This window comes from Paenibacillus sp. GCM10027630, from assembly GCF_042676305.1.
In the GTDB taxonomy this organism is placed as follows: domain Bacteria; phylum Bacillota; class Bacilli; order Paenibacillales; family NBRC-103111; genus Paenibacillus_S.
This window is the reverse complement of the sequence record NZ_JBHTGY010000057.1, coordinates 165839-184278: the sequence shown is the minus strand read 5'-3', so window position 1 is coordinate 184278 and position 18440 is coordinate 165839. Positions and strand designations below refer to the sequence as shown.

The following is an 18440-nucleotide window of genomic DNA, read 5'->3' as shown; positions in this document are numbered from 1 at the left end:
TATACTAAGCATCTACATTGCTAGACTGATTTTCAAGGCATATCCAACAATTATCCGCAATGTAAAAATACCCATAATTTAGTAACTTTTAAAATATAACATAATATAACAGATTCTGTCGAATCAAGTTTACAAGCATTTTAATAGATTCGACAAAAATATACCATTAAATCTGGAAAAAATATAGCAAAATTTTCTTTATCTCCCAGCCAAATTTTAAAAGAACCACCATTTCTTAGGCTGCTTCCAAATAGGCACTACCGTTTCTACTCTCTCATTGCGAACTAGCTTTTCTGCATTCATCTGATAGTAGGCTACTTGCTGCTTTCCGATCTGAGAGTTAATGCTGAAATAAGCTGCTTGTAATCCAAAAGCACGTTTTGTCGAATTGTGAGCATCTGATGATATAAAATGAACCAGCTGCTGCTTGCACATATTTATGGCTAATTTCTGGATTTTGGCGCCAAACAGCCCATTAATGGAATGGCTGGTCATCTGAGCAAGCGCCCCCAACTGAATTAACCGAACGAGCTTGGACGGATCAGAAGCAATCTCTGCATTTCGTTCCGGATGTGCAATGATAGGAGTCATTCCCAGAACACGTAGTTCATGGAACAATTCCTCGGTATACTTAGGTATGTCTCTGGACGGGAATTCTACTAATATGTAATTAGATTCATGCAATGAGATGATATCTTTCGCGTTAAAAGAGTCTATAAAATCCAAATTGATACGTATCTCTTGCCCAGGATAAATCGTAAGAGGAATATTGTGCTCTTGAAGGACAATTTGAACCTCTTTTACCAATCCATTAACACCATCGCCAGGATTCATATATTGGCCATTCGCATGATGTGGCGTACAAATTATTGTATGAATTCCCTCCTCTACAGCCATTTTAGCCATACGAATCGTCTCATCCAGATCAGACGCGCCGTCATCAATGCCGGGGAGAAGATGTGAATGAATATCAATCATATTCTACTGCTCCTTTAACAAATCAACAAAAACATATAACCATACTAAGTACTATCATACTACATAAAAAAACTATAATTCTGTGAATTTTGACATATTTTTGACTAAATTATGATAATAAAGCACTAAAACACTCCTAATTCTACATGAAACCTACTTGTTTTTATATCGACCATTAGTTCCAAGTAATGAAGTGTAAATTTTTTATGTTATTTGACCGTGAATTTTAAAGCCTTCCCCTAACACCTCATTCGTGTCGCTCAAAATGACAAAAGCTCCCGGATCCGTCGCCTTCACCAGCTCCTTCAACCGACTTACCTCTGTCTGCCCAACGACAACCATCAGCACCATTCTAGCTTCTCCTGTATATCCGCCTGTCGCCTGCAGCATAGTTACCCCTCGATCCAGCTCAGTTAGAATGACTTGCTTGATAACATCCGCATGCCCCGAGATAATAAAAGCTACCTTCGAATAGTTGAACCCAATTTGCACGACATTGATCGTTTTACTCGTTACGAACAGGCCAATCAGCGCATATAACGCTTTCTCAGGCGACAAAACTATTCCCGCGGCCAAAATAACCATTCCGTCCAGCATGGCCACAGCTAATCCCAAGCTCATACCCGTAAACCTATGCACCAGTTGTGCTGCCAAGTCTAATCCGCCTGTCGAGCCTTTTCCCCGAAAAACAAGCCCGAGCCCGATTCCAATCAAAATACCTCCATAAATGCTGGCCAGCAACAAATTGTCTGTTAAAGAGGGGAGCCCTCTAGTAAGCAAAACCAATAACGGAAGTAATACAGATCCAACCGCCGTCTTAGCCCCGAATTTTCGACCAAGCAGCCATAAACCAACTAAAAATAAAGGGATATTAAGGGCCCATTGTGTTAGTGCCGGCTCTATCCCGAATAATTGTCGGATTATGATACTTATTCCTGTAGTCCCTCCGGAAGCTATCTTGTTCGGATTTAGAAACATATTAAAGCTTGTTGCAATTAACAAAGATCCAAGTAACAGCAATATATATTCACTATACCAATGAGTGCGGTGATTCTGGTTCAAGCTTTGGTTTCGCTTCTTTTTGCCGTTCACAGGCGCTCGCTCCCCTTCGTTTATACCCAGTACAGTACATAATAGCTTGCACGAAAAAATCCCACATGCGGATGCCCATACACATAGCACACTGCAAGTTACAGAGGCTTATCCCTCTATTCCTATGATTAGCGGTATGTGTTTAGACATTACATGTAGGATTTGCTTGAAAGACTAAAATTATGAACTGAGGATAAACGATTGCCCCGTCCATTTAAGGAAAGAGCGAGTTTGTCTATTCAATAAAACGTGCCAAATAACTAGGATTCCGAAGATTCGGGTTTGATTTGCTGCCTCAAATAAGCATCGATGAATGTATCCAAATCGCCGTCCATTACAGCGCCAACATTGCCTGTTTCTGCTAAAGTCCGGTGATCCTTAACCATACTGTACGGATGGAACACGTAGGAGCGTATTTGGCTGCCCCATGCGATATCCGATACCTCGCCGCGTATCTCGGCAAGATGTTTCAGGTTCTCTTCGATCTTCCTCTCGTAAAGCTTGGAACGAAGCATCTTCATGGCACGTTCGCGGTTTTTGATCTGCGAGCGCTCGGTCTGACAACTTACGACAACTCCTGTTGGCATATGTGTAATCCGTACCGCAGAGTCCGTGGTATTGATGTGCTGTCCGCCGGCGCCGCTTGCCCGGTAAGTATCTACCTTCAAATCCTCCGTACGAATATCTACCTCCACGTCATCATCGATTTCGGGCATAATATCACAAGATACGAAGGAGGTGTGGCGGCGACCCGATGCATCGAAGGGAGATATGCGCACCAATCGGTGCACGCCCTTCTCAGCCTTCAGGTAACCATAGGCGTTGTACCCCTTGATTAGCAGCGTCACACTTTTCACGCCTGCTTCATCACCCGGCAAATAGTCGAGTACCTCGACTTTAAAGTCCCGCTTCTCCGCCCATCTCCGATACATACGAAGCAGCATCTCCGCCCAGTCCTGCGATTCGGTACCGCCCGCTCCAGGATGCAGCTCAAGGATCGCATTGAGCTTATCGTAAGGCTGACTAAGCAGCAGCTGCAGCTCGAAGTTTTCAAGCTTAGCTACCAGGGCTTTAATACCCTGCTTAATGTCCGCGGCCATACTGTCGTCGAATTCCTCCTGAACAAGCTCGGCCATCATCTCCAAATCCTCGTACTCTGCCGAGAACGCCTGAATTTGATCGACACCGCCTTTGACAGCGTTCATATCTGCGATTACCTTTTGCGCTTCCTCATTGTCATCCCAGAAATCCGGCGCCGCCATCTTTTCTTCAAAGTTAGCGATTTGCTCCAGCTTCAGATCTAAGTCAAAGAGACCCCCTAAGCTCAGCTAACCGTTTAGCCGTTTCTCGTAAATCATGCTTCACATCCGGATCCAACATTCCGACCACTCCCTAATTATTCACAAGATTGCAATTATACTTTCCGGTTATACGAAAAGGGGCCGGCAACACTTCACCGGCTACCCTCCAGACCTCATAAAATACATGATCTTGCTTAAGCTTCACCATGACATTGCTTGTATTTCTTGCCGCTGCCGCATGGACATAAATCATTGCGTCCGATTCGGTCCTCGTTTACAACCGGTTTTTTGGGAGCTGGCTCACCATCGGTGACAGTCATATCCGCTTCAATCACCGGCTGACGCTCCAGATTCGCTTCTACGTGAGCTTTCATAATATACGTAGCAACTTCCTCTTGGATGCTTTGAATCATTTCCTGGAACATCTCGAAGCCCTCAAACTGATATTCGCGCAAAGGATCGGTACCGCCGTAAGCGCGCAAATGAATTCCTTGGCGAAGCTGGTCCATCGCATCGATGTGATCCATCCATTTGGAGTCAACCGCACGAAGCACGACAACCTTCTCGAACTCACGCATAAATTCTTCGCTGATTGCTTGCTCCCGCTCTTCATACGTGCGCATTACAAGATCTTTGATCTGCTGGACGATTTCTTCCTTTTCCTTGCCCCACAGCTCATCTGCGTTTAATTGGCCTTCATGAAGGAATGTTCCGTTAGCATAATCAATAATCGCCTGCAAATCCCATTCTTCCGGTACTAAATCTGCCGGGCAGTGCGCTTCGACAATCCGTTCTACTACAGGCATTATCATGCCCAGTGTAATATCGCGGATATTTTCGGATTCCATAACCTCACGACGCTGCTTATAAATAATTTCACGCTGCTGATTCATCACATCATCATACTGGAGAACAACTTTACGCACATCAAAGTTATTGCCTTCCACACGCTTCTGTGCCGATTCAACGGCTTTCGAGATCAGCTTGCTCTCAATAGGTTGATCTTCCTCGAAGCCCAGACGGTCCATCATGCCCATGATATTCTCAGCACCGAAACGGCGCATCAATTCATCTTCCATGGACAGGTAGAACTGTGAGGACCCTGGATCTCCTTGACGGCCTGCACGGCCGCGCAGCTGATTATCGATCCGGCGGCTTTCATGCCGCTCCGTACCTATAATATGCAGCCCGCCAGCCTCATGTACACCTTCACCCAGAACAATATCCGTACCGCGGCCCGCCATATTCGTAGCAATTGTCACTGATCCTGGCTGGCCTGCACGTGAGACAATTTCTGCCTCTTCCGCATGGTACTTGGCATTCAAAACTTTGTGCTGTACGCCTTTACGCTTCAGCATTTCAGATAGACGCTCGGAGTTCTCAATGGACACTGTACCTACGAGCACCGGCTGATTATTCTGATGCCGTTTGACAATCTCCTCCACTACCGAGCGGAATTTGCTATTGACCGATTTATAAACGATATCCGGGTTGTCTTGACGAATCATTGGGCGGTTCGTAGGTACCACGATAACTTCAAGCCCGTAGATCTTCTTGAACTCTTCTTCTTCCGTCTTCGCTGTACCCGTCATGCCTGAAAGCTTACGGTACATCCGGAAATAGTTCTGGAACGTGATCGTTGCGAGCGTCATGGATTCATTCTGTACCTGCAAACGCTCTTTCGCTTCAATAGCTTGATGCAAGCCTTCGCTGTAACGGCGTCCTGTCATTAGACGTCCTGTAAACTCGTCTACAATGACAACTTCTTCATCTTGAACAACATAATCCACATCGCGTTTCATAATAACATGAGCTTTTAGAGCCTGTGTAATATGATGGTTTATCGTCACATTAGCATGGTCGAACAAGTTCTCGATGCCGAATGCTTCCTCTGCTTTCGTAACACCCGCTTCAGTTAACGTGGTCGACCTCATTTTGATATCGATGGTGTAATCTTCTTCATCCTTCAACCGGCTCACGAAACGATCCGCCTGATAATACATATCTGTTGATTTGGCGGCTTGTCCCGAAATAATGAGCGGTGTTCTCGCTTCATCGACCAAGATGGAGTCCACCTCATCTATGACCGCGAAATACAACGGACGCTGCACCATTTGCTCTTTATACATCACCATGTTGTCGCGTAAATAGTCGAATCCGAATTCGTTATTGGTTCCGTAAGTAATATCACAAGAATAAGCCGCCTGCTTCTGAGGATGCTCCAAGTTATTCAAGTTAACGCCTACAGTCATGCCCAGGAATTCATAGATTCTTCCCATCTCCGCGCTATCCCGTTGGGCCAAGTAGTCATTGACTGTAACTACATGTACCCCTTTGCCTAACAACGCGTTTAAATAGACCGGCAGAGTTCCGACCAAAGTCTTCCCTTCACCCGTTCTCATCTCAGCGATTCGGCCTTCATGAAGCACCATACCGCCGACCAGCTGTACATCATAATGCCGCTTACCCAATACCCGCTTGGAAGCCTCACGCACTACTGCAAATGCTTCTGGCAGCAGATCATCCAGCGTCTCATCCTTCTCTAAACGCTCGCGAAACTCCACAGTTTTGTTGCGAAGCTCTTCATCCGATAACCCCGTAACGGACGACTCCAGCTCATTGATAGCTTCGACGGTTCTCATCAAGCGCTTTATTTCACGCTCGTTGGAATCTCCGAATATTTTCTTAACGAGTCCTAACATGGGCTCATCTCCCTTTTATAAGAACGGTTTGCCTTAAATTGTAGCAGTTTGCGACAAGAGTCGCAAGAACTGTGATGCTGTCTGCTATATCTTTCTGCCATTTGCCTTCCTTTATACCTAAAAAGGAGCCGCCGGTTAGGCAAGCTCCTGTATGTCCTAATTTATTTGGCGGGTTCTATAAGGCCGTATTTGCCATCTTGTCGTTTGTAAACCACATTAACCTGCTCGGTCAACATATTCGAAAATACGAAGAAGCTGTGCCCCACCATGTTCATCTGCAGAATCGCTTCTTCAATGTCCATTGGTTTGAGTGTGAAGCTCTTGGTTCTTACCAGTTCATAATCATCATCTTCTTCAAATTGGGCGGGAGTGTCCACTTTCAATATATCACGAATACCGCCTTCTTGGCGTATCTTCCGATTTACCTTGGTCTTGTGCTTTCTTATCTGCCTTTCTAGTTTGTCGCATACCAGATCAATTGATGCATACATATCATTATTCTTCTCTTCCGCGCGGAGCATCACTCCTGTTAACGGGATCGTCACCTCGACGGTTTGCATTCCTTTAATCACGCTTAACGTTACATACACTTCAGAAGTGGGGGGAGCTTCAAAGTACCTTTCCAGCTTAGTCAGCTTTTTCTCAACATAGTCTCTTAATGCCTCTGTAACCTCGATATTTTCTCCGCGAATGTTGAATTTCATTGTACTTCTCCTCCTTTCATGTACCTAGTATACTATATTCCCCAACCACCTTCAAAAATCCTCTATTATTTTTTGTCATATTTCAGAATTTTCTATCAATTTAGTGAACAAAAAAAATCACCCCGGAATATCCAGGGTGCTGTAGCGTTCGAGCTTCTATACCATTAGGGCAAAATTTTGCCGAAATTACCGAATAATTATAATTTGGTAACGTTAGCAGCTTGCGGTCCGCGTGCGCCTTCTACGATATCAAACTCAACGGATTGACCTTCTTCCAATGTCTTGAAGCCTTCTGTTTGAATCGCAGAGAAATGTACAAATACATCCCCTCCGTCTTCGCGCTCAATGAAACCGTAACCCTTTTCTGCGTTGAACCATTTCACTTTACCTTGCATGCCAAACATTCCCTTCATTATCAAATAAAATCAATTGGAATAAGGGCTGAGCCCACATTTTGAATATATCATCCCCAAATTAAGAATGTCAATTATCTCCACCCATTGTTAGCCAAATATTTAGAAAATTCAAGTATTAACATCATCTTAATAACTAATTCACAGGTAAAAACGCCCTTCCAGCAAGCTTACATCGATGTTTTCAAAAGAGTTGTGCACAGAGTTATCCACATTGTCCACAGGGCAAACAAGGCTTATGCACAAAATGATGGGATATAAGTGATGGTTTTGAGAATCTATTTCCAATAAAAGTAGTAATAATTTTCAATAATGGACACAACAAAAAACCGCACAAACCTGTTTGTACGGTGTTGTTGGTAAGTGTTTAATTGGGCAAGCTTAGATTTTAATATCCATAAATGAACTTAGGCCTGACGGCTGTTGCATAGTACGAGTATTTTTGGCGGGGTCATTGAGCACTTCTTTGATTTGTTGATTGACCACCTGTTCTGCATTTGATTTACCTATTTCAATAGCATTAACCACAACACCTTTGACTGGCGTTCCGCCAATATTAAAACTCATTATCCTCACCCTCCGCAACTAATTACTTTCTTCTATTGAAAAAAACACTATCCATTGTATAGTCCTTATCATAAGCCTGTTTGTATTTATCCGCAGTTTGAAACTTGTCAATCGCTTTCTGAGCTTCTTCCTTAACCGCCATCATTCTAGCGCCTATCAGTTTATCCTGGTCAAGGATTTGGTTGATTCTCTGCTCGTATTCAGCTAGAGGCACCTCTTTAATTTCCGCCAGAAGCCTTTCCCGCTCAAAGACAAATTCAGATAAATCATGATAATCTGCAAACTCCAGATTTTGAACCATCTGGCAAGTCAAAGCTTCAACCTGCAGCAGAATTCCTTCCGTCTTGCTCATGCTTGTGTCCCTGCCGTTGGGCGCACCGCATTGCTAGCTTTCGCAGCTTGAATCCACGTTTCTTTTAATTCTACAAAGTATTGAATAACCTCTTCTATAGGTTCCACTTCTTTCTTGGCGTTCGCTTGAAGCAACCTGTAGAGAAAATAATCATACAGCCTTAATAAGCCTTCAGCCACTGGAGACGAGTTATCAAGTGTGATAATAAATTCATTAATAATATCCTGAACTTTGTTTATATGCATATTCGCTTCTATGTACTGCTGCTTCTGTATATCTTGGATAGCGAGCTTGCTAAACCGGATAGCACCATCGCACAGCATGATTAATAATTGAGCCGGCGAGGCAGTCTGGATGGCATTTTCTAAATACTTATTGGCCTGTGGGTTATTAATCATTAGATGGCCTCCTTCTACATCCTTATTTACCTGCCATTTGACTTATCAATTGCGAGCCTTGAGAGTTTAATTTATCTAAAGCCTTCTCCATTGCTGAAAACTGTCTATAATAATTGTCTTCAATTGTAGCCAGTCGTTTCTGCATAACTGTCATATCTTTGGATATAAGTGAAATTTGTTTCGACAATAGACTGTCATCATAAGAAATATTAGCAAGACCTGCTTTCGTTGTCAGCGAAGAGAGTCCAGTATTTAACTGACTGTACAATCTTTCACCGACCCCTGCTTTTGCAGGATTATCATCCGTAGCATCTCCAGTAAATATTGCTTTTACGGCTTCTGGATTAGCCTCAATCGCTTCACGGAGTTTAGTCTCATTATTTAAATATAACTTCCCGTTTTCAAAATATTGACCCGTATCAATACCAATGGAAGCTAGCGAGTTATATTTACTGGATCCTGAATCAACGATAGCTGAAATATTGGACCGCAAAGTGCGAGTTATGCTCGCAAGGATCGGATCATTACGCAGAATTCCAGCTTTGGCCTTATTTTCCCAGCTTTCAATTTGTTTCTCGGAGAGCGCTTCTTTCTGTGCATCTGTCAATGGTGCGTAATCAGAGTTTCTGGTTTCTGTACTCTTATCATTTACGGTTTTGAGGATATCATTGTAATCGGAAATAAAGCTCTTGATCGACTCCACTATCTTGTCTGTGTCCGGCTTGGTGCTGATTGTTGAAACGGGTCCCCCGGATTTTTTGAGCGTAACTTCAACACCATTGAAGGTGAATACATTACTGGTACGGGTTGTACTTAAGCCATTAATTGTAACCTGTGCATCAGCACCAGCAATACGGCCGGTAGCAGAGTTTGTATTGACTTTGAAAACATCAGTTAGCAAACTGCCTTCAAATGTGATGACTTCCCCTTTACCGTTTGCTCCATTTGTTTTCCCAGTGGCGTTAGACATGAAAGAAATCTTTTTCTCAGCAGAATCATAAAACGCAGTTACATTCGTATTCTTGTTGATTTTTGCAATGACATCGTTTAAAGATTCTTTTGAAGAATCCACAGAAATTTGCGTTCCATTAATCTTTATTGAATAATTACCGGTTACGGGGGAATTTACAAATTTGGCACTTTGACTTGCCAACGTTGCAGTAGGGTCGAAGCCATCTGTCGTAATTGTATCTTCACTAACCTTGGATGCCGCAACTGCCAGCCCATCAACTTTAATCAAAAGATTGGTGTTTATCGCACTCGCTGTTCCCTTTGCCGTAACTGCATCCGTATTTCCTGTTATGGTAACCGTTTTGGCATTAAAGGTGCTTTCCGCCTTGAAGTTAAAAAGTTTAGTGTTACGAAACTCGGTCACCTTCGTATTAATCTCCCGATAAGCATCCCTTTGCCATTCAACGGTTTGTTTCTTTTGGCCTAACTTGTCCAATGGCACTCGCTTGGCCTGCATCAGCTTCGTTACAGTTCCATCCGTATCGAAGCCGCTGGACAATCCACTAATACGCATAACCATAAATGTCACCTACCTGACTTTATCTTTTTTCATCTACAAGAATGCCCGCCATCTTCCAGAGATTTGCTACCATATCCATAGTCTTCTCCGGCGGAATTTCGCGAATCACTCTTCCCGTGTCTTTCTCCAGTACTTTTACCATAATTTGCTTGGTTTGTGCATGAATGGAGAACTCCAAGGATGTCGCACTGCCTTCTGCCGCTTTAATGGCTCTATCAATCGCTTTAATAAGCTGTTCCTCACTTATAGGGATATGCTCTCCCTTGTACTCAGCCGTCTTCATTTCCTTCAAGCTCTGAACCGTTGGTGCCACCGATTCTGTCGTCGCTTTCTCAGTTCTAACTGGAATGCTAGTCGCGACTCCTTGATTTACCGTCCCTGTTGTATTGAAATTTGCTTCCATGCCCATCCCTCCAACATCCTTTATACAAGTATATCGGAATAAAAAATGGATATTATTAGATAGAAACCGGATTTTTGCTAAAAGCCCCAACTATTTTTTTCGTTGCATCTATGACATCCTTAACATCTTGATCCGTCATTTTGGGAAACAACGGTAGTGTAAGTGCTTCTTCATAATAGCTTTCCGCATTCGCACACTGTCCTTGGGCATATCCCAGCTCTTGATAATACGGTTGATTATACACAGGAATATAGTGCACATGAACACCAATATTTTCTGCACGGTAAGCATTAAACAGCTCTTTCCTGCCGACCGGATATGATTTCTTATCGAAACGAAGAACATATAAATGCCAACTTGAATTGGCTTTTTCAAGCTGATGGGGTACAACTATTCCCGGGATACCACGAAATGCCTCTGTGTATAGTGCAGCAATTTCTCTTCTTCTGGTTACAAATTCATCTAGTCTATTCATTTGTGAACTGCCTAGCGATGCCTGCAGATCCGTCATCCGGTAATGATAGCCGAGCGCTTGCATTTCGTAATACCATGGTCCATCATTCTGATTCAGCAGTTCAGTATCTTTAGTTATGCCATGACTGCGGAACAGCACGAGCTTTTGATAAAATTCCTCATTGTCCGTAACGATCATCCCACCCTCAGCGGTTGTCACATGCTTAAGAGGATGAAAGCTAAACATAGTCATGTCTGCAAGCGTCCCGATCTTTTTCCCGTCATATTGGGCACCTAGCGAATGAGCAGCGTCTTGAATAATAATGAGTCCATGTCGGTTAGCCAAATCGCGAAAACGATCCATCTGCACTGGTTGTCCAGTAAAATCCACTGCAATGATTGCTTTCGTATGCTCCGTAATCTTATGCTCCGTGTCTTCAGGACAGAGGTTGTAGGTAGTGGCATCTATATCAGCAAATATAGGCTTGCCCCCTTGATATAAAACGCAGTTGCTGCTTGCCACAAAAGTTATCGGAGTCGTGATAACCTCATCGCCTTCACCGATACCAGCAGCAAAGCAAGCCCCGTGTAATGCTGCGGTCCCGCTGGAGAACGCTACCGCATATTTCACACCGGCATAGTCAGCAACGGCCTTCTCAAACAGTTCTATCGCTGGGCCTTGCGTGATATAACCACTCGTTAGGCTTTTCACCACGGCTTCTACATCTGTTTCATTAATCCACTGTTGACCGTATTGCAGCATTTGACTGCGGACTGGTTGTCCTCCATGCAGCGCAAGCTTTTCCACATGCCGAGCCTCCGTTTCGTGGTCTCCCTATGGGATTACATCAAATAGCTAGTCTTAATCCATTTCTCCGTCAGAGCTATGCCCTCTTCTAAAGTAACCTTTGGCTCCCAGCCAAGCAGCTCTTTTGCCTTGCTATAGTTACATAGGAGCTTCTGAATCTCGCTCTGCGGGTGAATATGCTCAACGTGCTTAATTCTCGATTCATCACCAATAATTAATTTGGCTAGGTCATTAACGCTTATATCTCTACCTAGTCCCGCATTTACAATTTGTCCATCCACTTTATCCGTGAATCCTGCTTCAACAACAAATCTTGCGCAATCCTCCACATATAACAGGTCTCTTGTCTGAGTCCCTTCTCCGTAGATGTTCACATCAAGACCCGCAAGCTTATTCTTGATGAAGATAGCTACGACTCCACCTTCGCCACCTGTTTTTTGAAATGGGCCATACGTGTTAAAAGGTCGAATCACGACCGTAGGCAGCCCGTAAGCATAATAGTAAGAGAGAACCATATTCTCCGCGGCAATCTTAGCTCCAGCATAGGGCGATGCCGGTTTGATCGGATGAAGTTCCGTAATTCCAGTCTCATCTGTACAACGGTCATACACCATGCAAGTACTCATAAAGACAACTTTGGTATTGTGTTTACGGCATTGTTCCATGACATAGAAGGTACCTATCGTGTCGTTATTAAAAGTTGTCCGAGGGTCATCAATAGAATCCTGAACATTAATAGAGGCTCCTAGATGATAACAAATATCGAAAGCCGTTTCGTTAAAAAGCTCTGTCAAAAGAGCCTCGTTTTTAATATCACCTTCTATGAAGCGCTTAAGTCCGGGGTGCCCGGCAAATTCATCTAGATTTTCCTTACGGCCGTTGGACAAATCGTCCAGTATCGTCAAGCTTTGTCCATCATCAAGAAGGCGCTTGGTGACCCATCTGCCGATAAATCCCGCTCCACCGGTTAGTAAAATGTTCATTATATGTCCCCCTTGAAATTACAATAATAAGTCCCAAGAAAGCGGAGTTCCTTTTTTCACATCTTTGTTGATAACTTTACCAAGCAACTCTTCATAATGTTTAGGAGGCATGCCGAATCCTGGTCGTATGGCGCGAAGATTTTCTACTGTAAACTTATCTCCTACTTGCATATCTTGAGCGATATATAAGGAACGGCGGAATACCAATGATGCTCGTTCCTTCTCCGTTGGCCCATAACTTACTTGGCCTAATGCTTGCCATGCCCTTTCCGATTCGATCACGAGCGAGTGCATTTCTTCCGGCTCCATGGAAAAAGTCGAATCGACCCCACCGTCTGCGCGCCGAAGTGTGAAGTGCTTTTCAATCACGGTAGCTCCGAGTGCCACACTAGCAACAGCAACACCAACACCCATCGTATGGTCGGAAAGTCCAACTTGACATTGGAACAGCTCTTTAAGATGAGGGATAGTTAAAATGTTCGTATTTTCTGGTGTCGCAGGGTATGTGCTTGTACATTTCAAAAGTACCAAGTCTTTACATCCGACAGCTCTTGCTGCGCGTACCGTCTCATCCAATTCCGCTACCGTAGCCATCCCGGTGGAGATGATCATAGGTTTACCTGTAGCCGCTACTTTGCGAATAAGCGGAATATCGGTATTTTCAAACGATGCGATCTTGTACATGGGAACATTGAGCGATTCCAAAAAATCTACAGCCGTCTCGTCAAATGGTGTGCTAAATCCGATCATTCCAAGTTCGCTACATCGGTCGAATATAGGCTTATGCCACTCCCATGGGGTGTACGCCTGCTGATACAACTCATGCAGAGAGTTGCCCTTCCACAGGCTATTCGGATCGTCGATATAAAACTCGCCCTCAGCTAGATTAAGCGTCATCGTATCTGCAGTGTACGTTTGCAGCTTCAGCGCATGCGCCCCTGCTTTCGCCGCGGCATCCACAATCGCTAGTGCGCGTTCCAACGACTGGTTGTGATTGCCTGACATTTCGGCTATGATGAGGGGCGGATGATTGGCACCGATATATTTACTTGTTACTTGAAAACCAGTCATGACTCATCCTCCGTTCAATTCAGTGACATGAAATTTAATACCAGCACTCAGATTTTCTATTTTATTTTTAACTTCTTCGTTTGAGCTTCCTTCCACAAGAATGTATCCTAAACGATCCAAACTACTTCTTAGACTATTAATGCTTTGTCCTTCTTTCACAAACAACTCCATTCGTACTAATTCAGGTGAAGCCTCAGAGGGCAACCCTTCTATTTTTTGCAAAATACCTGGTGGAGCTACCATAAATCCTATGCAGGCTGCACGATTTAGTTTTGGAAAAGATCTCATTTCATAATTCATAGCCATTCGAACGGCGTTTTCCACTAGGTCATATCCAGTTGCTAGTGGAACTAAATCGGTGGATATATAATCCCCTCCTAATCTAGGACCAATCTCTATAATAAAGCAACCTTCTGGATTTACTTTCACTTCGGCATGAGTGATTGCGTTATTTATTCCTAGTGCATTAATTGAACTTCTAATGAGTTCATTTATTGATTCGCACTCACTTAATGTGATATTAGCCGGAATAATGTGACCAGTTTCAACAAAATTTGGAGGTCCTGAGGTTATCTTCTCTGTAATTGCAATAATATCGGTTTTATTCTCATAAGTAATACTTTCCACCGAAAATTCTCTGCCTGAAATATATTCTTCAGCAATTAATATCTTATTTTTAGCATATTGGATAGCCTTCTCATACGCATATTCTATCCCTTGATGATTCTGGATTAAATAAACTCCTCTACTTGCGGAAGAATCCACAGGCTTCAAGATAAAAGGAAAGCCTAATTCTTCCGACTTGAAGAAAACATCACTAATGGAAGAGACTTTAGCAAATTTAGGCCCTGTTATGCCTGACTCATGTAATACTTCCCTGAGCAGTAGCTTATTAGTTGTTAATAGAGCTGAAATAGGTGAAATTGCGTTCAATCTTAGTTCGCGTGAAATAACACTCACGGTTCTCATGGGAAAATCCGAGTTTGTAATTATTCCGTCAATCATCAATTCTTTTGCGAATAAATGGAGCTTTTTTACGTCGTTAGTGCTTATTTGATGAAACTCATCCGCTTCACTTTTGCCTGGTGCTAATGAATCCCAATCTACAGCTATTGTATAAATTCCCATTTCTTTTGCTTTTTTTAATATTGGTATTTGCAGACGGCTTGCACCAAGTACCAGCAATTTTTTCATTTTAAAACTCCACTCATTTGACAACAGTTATTAATAAATCCGAATTATACTTCTCATTTGTACTGCTCATACTTTCCTTTGTAAAGCCCACGCTCACATGTGAAAAGGAAGAAAACAATCCCCTAACTTCCTCTTCATCAAAGAAATGCATTATTAAGCCTTCTTCATTAGTGTGATTAGTATTCAACATAAACGTATTATTTTCTACTTTTTCACCTTGTCCATATCTTTTATCATCAGTAGCTCTAACAACAAGAAAAGCCTTTCCACCTTTTTTAAGGACACGGTACATTTCAGATATAATTTCTTTTATATCCGAAGTTGTAAAATAATAAATAACACTAAACGAGATTATCCCATCAAAACATCCGTTCTCAAAGGGTAACTCGGTGATTGAGCCCTGTACTAGCTGAGCTTCTAAATTTAACGAATGAAGAATTCCTTGAGTGTAATCCAACCCAGGTTTTGAAAAATCGATGCCCGTCATTCGATAGCCTTCCGACGCTAAACAAATAACATGTCTTCCTGCCCCGCATCCCAAGTCTAATACATGGGATTCTGCAGGACTAGGGAAGTTCCCCCTAATAAATCGAATAACCATTTCATTCGGATACTTTAAACGAAATTGATTTTTTTCGTGTAATTGGTCCCATTTCTTTTGATGAATGTCGATGTACATGTACTCTCCTTTACCCTTCTATGGAAGGCTGTTTTTTGTAGAATCGTTTATGGCCTTTAGCTCGGGTTGGTTATTCATAAAGGCAACAACTTCTGTTACAGAAATTAACGGGGCGGATTCGCTAAAAACATGAAACAATGTACTCAATAGTTCATAATCTTCACGCGTATCTAATGTTAATCTTAGCTGAGGATTATTTAATAATCCAGGACATTCGTATATAAAGCTTCGATAGCGATTTGTATATTCCGTAAAAGCAGTGACGATATGCTCGCGGTGGTGATCAGCGTTCATGTTCATAAATGCGTCTTCCAGAGCTTTCATAGTAAATAACTCCGATGTAAGTCCAATGGGCATCTTATCTTTTAAAATATAATCATAATGGGGTAACGCCCTATGAATCCGAACTATTTCATCGATAGTATCCGAATCCACTAAAGGACAATCGGATGTTACTCGAATAACGGCATCCGCACCATATTGTTTTGCCGATTGATAATACCTTTCAAGCACATCGGACTCTGACCCCCTTGTACAAAGTATATTCAATCTTTCGCAAAGCTCTGCTATTCCTTGGTCTCTCGGTTCCACGGTTGTTGCAACAATAACTTGGTCTAAATTACAAGCCGCTCTTACTCTTTCAATAACAACCTCTAAAACAGTTCTGTTTCCTAGCGGCATTAGTACTTTGCTTGGTAAACGTGTTGAACCTGTACGGGCCTGAATAATACCTACTACTTTCACACCAATTCACCACTTTTCCTATTCTGTAGCAGTTCTTCCAATACATCCATTATGTACTCAGCTTCGTTATTTGCAATAGAAGGATGTATAGGAATAGAAATGACGGATTGAACTGCTGCTTCAGAATTCAGAAATAAATCCTGATCTTGATTTAAATATCGATGCAGTGGCGGGTAAACCCCTCTTCCAAACTGAATACCCTTTGACTCTCCATATTTTAATACATCCTCAGGTCTTATCCCATTCTTCAATCTAATCATAAATCGAAAAAATACATTATCCTCTGTTACCTTGGGAAGTTCTATACACTCATATGACGACAAGCGTTGTGAGTAATAATTTGCAAGATATCTGCGTCGATGAATAAAACTATCAATTTTTCCAAGTTGATTTATTCCTAGAGCCGCATTTATTGAAGGCAATGTGTAATTATATCTAACAGAGTAAACTTTCTCATGGTCACTGTTCTCCAAATAATCTTTCATTCGAAAAAAAATCTTTTGATCATCCGTAAGCAGGATACCTCCAGATATGGCGGAGATCATTTTAGACTCATGAACAGAAAAAATAGATAGTGTGCCTTTAGAACCGACTCGGCTTCCATATACATCAACTGCACCTAAAGATAATGTGCCGTCTTCTATAACAGGTAAACCAAACTGTAAGTAAGGTTCAATAACAGTTGCTTTACCAAACATATGAGGAAAAATAATTGCTTTAGATTTGGAGGAAATACAGTGTTTCACTTTCTCGACCGATAATGTATAAAGAGAATTGGAAACGTCAAATTCACAGTCCACAAGAATGGGGATAGCTTGTACATAAAGGATTGCGTTTAATAATGCAGTACAAGTATACGATGGTATGATCACTTCATCGCCGGGCACAATCTCTAGCCCGAGCAACGCTAGATGCAATGCAGATGTTCCCGAGTTCACGGCTAGAGCATATTTTTTCCCGATATATGTTAAAAATTTTTCTTCGAATTGCTGTACATACTGTGTCAGTTTTTCCTGTGGCCCATGATATAATCTGAATATTTGAATGTCATCGTCTTCCATTCTGGGTGCAACTAAAGGAATCATTTCAGCACATCCTTGACTATGTTAGTAACCCTGGCAAGACCTTCTCCATCCACTAACTGTGCAGCGTATTGTGAAAGTTGCATCCTAACGTTTTTGTCCTGAAGCTCTTTAATAACTTTGTTCAAAACAGGTTCAGTTATGTGATCGTGCATACCAGCATTTATAACACAACCCTGTTGATGTAAATATGAGGCTTCTTGATTCTGCTGCTGATTTTGACTAATGATGATTGCAGGTGTGCCAACACAACACGCTTCATACATAGTCATACCACCGGAGAGTATAGCTAAATCTGTATCAACCAATTGCTCCGACATATTTAAAACATTACGTAGCACCTTAACATTAAGATGGCTTTCCAATAAATTTGGAGGTAGTTCATCAGATAACTTTCCTAAAACTACTGTAATATCAAAGCTGTAGTCAGAAAAACCCCTAAACATTGATAACACCTTAAGTGTTATCTGATTAGGATCAGATCCTCCGAAAGAAAGCAACACTTTCTTTATTTCGTTATTAATTAATTTTTCTTTTTTCCTAATTTCACGAAAAGAAGGATTCAGCAGGATATAGTTCGGCCCTTTACGGATAATATTTGAATCAATATTCAAGAACTTCACACTGCATGAGATAAGAATACTGCAATAATCCTTATCGCATAGTTCTCCATCATCATCAAAAATAATGGTTTGAATACCTAGTTTTTTTATTTTTTGGATAAATTCCAACCGCAGAACTTGTAACGGCATATCGAAGATGATAGCTTCGGGACAGTTCCTTGTGCATAGTTGGTAGAACTCTTCGTAACTTACTATTGGATAATTTAATTCAACTTGGTTACCCGGGGACGGATCCCTCAGAACATACAACTCTATTTTCAAGTCATTATGTCCCATGAAAGACGCAAGCATGCCGCATCTTGAGAGATGACCTAATCCGATGTTTTTACTTGCCCCAACTAATATTTTAATGTTCATTATCG

Annotated in this window: 19 protein-coding genes; all 19 read right to left on the bottom strand. The window is 42.2% G+C overall.

Going from position 1 to position 18440, the window contains the following annotated elements:
- Positions 1 to 216 precede the first annotated feature (216 nt).
- On the bottom strand, positions 217 to 978 hold the full coding sequence (locus ACFQ0C_RS28635) for a tyrosine-protein phosphatase (protein WP_379371762.1): 762 nt from the start codon (positions 976 to 978) through the stop codon (positions 217 to 219).
- 204 nt (positions 979 to 1182) lie between these two features.
- A complete protein-coding gene (locus tag ACFQ0C_RS28630; protein WP_379371905.1) occupies positions 1183 to 2040 on the bottom strand; it encodes a YitT family protein in 858 nt (285 codons plus the stop codon).
- A 290-nt stretch (positions 2041 to 2330) separates the two neighbouring features.
- Positions 2331 to 3450, bottom strand: a protein-coding gene (gene prfB / locus ACFQ0C_RS28625; protein WP_258213985.1) for a peptide chain release factor 2 whose coding sequence is annotated in 2 segments (ribosomal slippage) — positions 2331 to 3377 and positions 3379 to 3450 — 1119 coding nt in all. Because the reading frame shifts where the segments join, the coding sequence is not laid out codon by codon here.
- A gap of 115 nt (positions 3451 to 3565) precedes the next feature.
- Positions 3566 to 6073 (bottom strand): preprotein translocase subunit SecA, encoded by a 2508-nt coding sequence (secA, locus tag ACFQ0C_RS28620; RefSeq protein ID WP_379371759.1) that lies wholly within the window; start codon positions 6071 to 6073, stop codon positions 3566 to 3568.
- Between the two features lie 161 nt (positions 6074 to 6234).
- Entirely contained in the window at positions 6235 to 6777 is a 543-nt protein-coding gene (gene hpf, locus ACFQ0C_RS28615) for a ribosome hibernation-promoting factor, HPF/YfiA family (RefSeq protein ID WP_379371756.1), read from the bottom strand.
- A gap of 197 nt (positions 6778 to 6974) precedes the next feature.
- Positions 6975 to 7172 carry a cold shock domain-containing protein gene (locus ACFQ0C_RS28610; protein ID WP_133233880.1) on the bottom strand — a complete coding sequence of 66 codons (198 nt, stop codon included), beginning with the start codon at positions 7170 to 7172 and terminating at the stop codon, positions 6975 to 6977.
- A gap of 399 nt (positions 7173 to 7571) precedes the next feature.
- Entirely contained in the window at positions 7572 to 7757 is a 186-nt protein-coding gene (locus ACFQ0C_RS28605; protein WP_258213982.1) for a hypothetical protein, read from the bottom strand.
- A 22-nt stretch (positions 7758 to 7779) separates the two neighbouring features.
- Positions 7780 to 8109 carry a flagellar protein FliT gene (gene fliT, locus ACFQ0C_RS28600; protein ID WP_379371754.1) on the bottom strand — a complete coding sequence of 110 codons (330 nt, stop codon included), beginning with the start codon at positions 8107 to 8109 and terminating at the stop codon, positions 7780 to 7782.
- On the bottom strand, positions 8106 to 8507 hold the full coding sequence (gene fliS, locus ACFQ0C_RS28595) for a flagellar export chaperone FliS (RefSeq protein ID WP_379371752.1): 402 nt from the start codon (positions 8505 to 8507) through the stop codon (positions 8106 to 8108). Before fliS ends, fliT begins: the two co-directional genes overlap by 4 nt.
- 22 nt (positions 8508 to 8529) lie before the next feature.
- Positions 8530 to 10032, bottom strand: coding sequence for a flagellar filament capping protein FliD (gene fliD, locus ACFQ0C_RS28590; protein WP_379371903.1), 1503 nt, complete (start codon positions 10030 to 10032; stop codon positions 8530 to 8532).
- 25 nt (positions 10033 to 10057) lie between these two features.
- Positions 10058 to 10441, bottom strand: coding sequence for a flagellar protein FlaG (locus ACFQ0C_RS28585; protein WP_379371750.1), 384 nt, complete (start codon positions 10439 to 10441; stop codon positions 10058 to 10060).
- A 55-nt stretch (positions 10442 to 10496) separates the two neighbouring features.
- On the bottom strand, positions 10497 to 11657 hold the full coding sequence (gene pseC, locus ACFQ0C_RS28580) for a UDP-4-amino-4,6-dideoxy-N-acetyl-beta-L-altrosamine transaminase (protein WP_379371901.1): 1161 nt from the start codon (positions 11655 to 11657) through the stop codon (positions 10497 to 10499).
- An 80-nt stretch (positions 11658 to 11737) separates the two neighbouring features.
- A complete protein-coding gene (locus tag ACFQ0C_RS28575; RefSeq protein WP_258213976.1) occupies positions 11738 to 12685 on the bottom strand; it encodes a dTDP-glucose 4,6-dehydratase in 948 nt (315 codons plus the stop codon).
- Positions 12686 to 12703: 18 nt separating this feature from the next.
- A complete protein-coding gene (gene pseI, locus ACFQ0C_RS28570) occupies positions 12704 to 13756 on the bottom strand; it encodes a pseudaminic acid synthase (RefSeq protein WP_258213975.1) in 1053 nt (350 codons plus the stop codon).
- A gap of 3 nt (positions 13757 to 13759) precedes the next feature.
- Positions 13760 to 14950, bottom strand: a complete 1191-nt coding sequence (locus tag ACFQ0C_RS28565; RefSeq protein ID WP_379371747.1) for an ATP-grasp domain-containing protein — start codon at positions 14948 to 14950, stop codon at positions 13760 to 13762.
- A 13-nt stretch (positions 14951 to 14963) separates the two neighbouring features.
- Positions 14964 to 15629, bottom strand: coding sequence for a class I SAM-dependent methyltransferase (locus tag ACFQ0C_RS28560; protein ID WP_258213973.1), 666 nt, complete (start codon positions 15627 to 15629; stop codon positions 14964 to 14966).
- Positions 15630 to 15647: 18 nt separating this feature from the next.
- Complete coding sequence (locus ACFQ0C_RS28555; RefSeq protein ID WP_379371745.1) at positions 15648 to 16373, bottom strand: cytidylyltransferase domain-containing protein; 726 nt, start codon at positions 16371 to 16373, stop codon at positions 15648 to 15650.
- Positions 16370 to 17458 carry a DegT/DnrJ/EryC1/StrS family aminotransferase gene (locus tag ACFQ0C_RS28550; RefSeq protein WP_379371743.1) on the bottom strand — a complete coding sequence of 363 codons (1089 nt, stop codon included), beginning with the start codon at positions 17456 to 17458 and terminating at the stop codon, positions 16370 to 16372. Before ACFQ0C_RS28550 ends, ACFQ0C_RS28555 begins: the two co-directional genes overlap by 4 nt.
- Positions 17455 to 18435, bottom strand: a complete 981-nt coding sequence (locus ACFQ0C_RS28545) for a PseG/SpsG family protein (RefSeq protein WP_379371741.1) — start codon at positions 18433 to 18435, stop codon at positions 17455 to 17457. The genes ACFQ0C_RS28550 and ACFQ0C_RS28545 overlap by 4 nt, the downstream gene beginning before the upstream one ends.
- Positions 18436 to 18440: the final 5 nt, after the last annotated feature.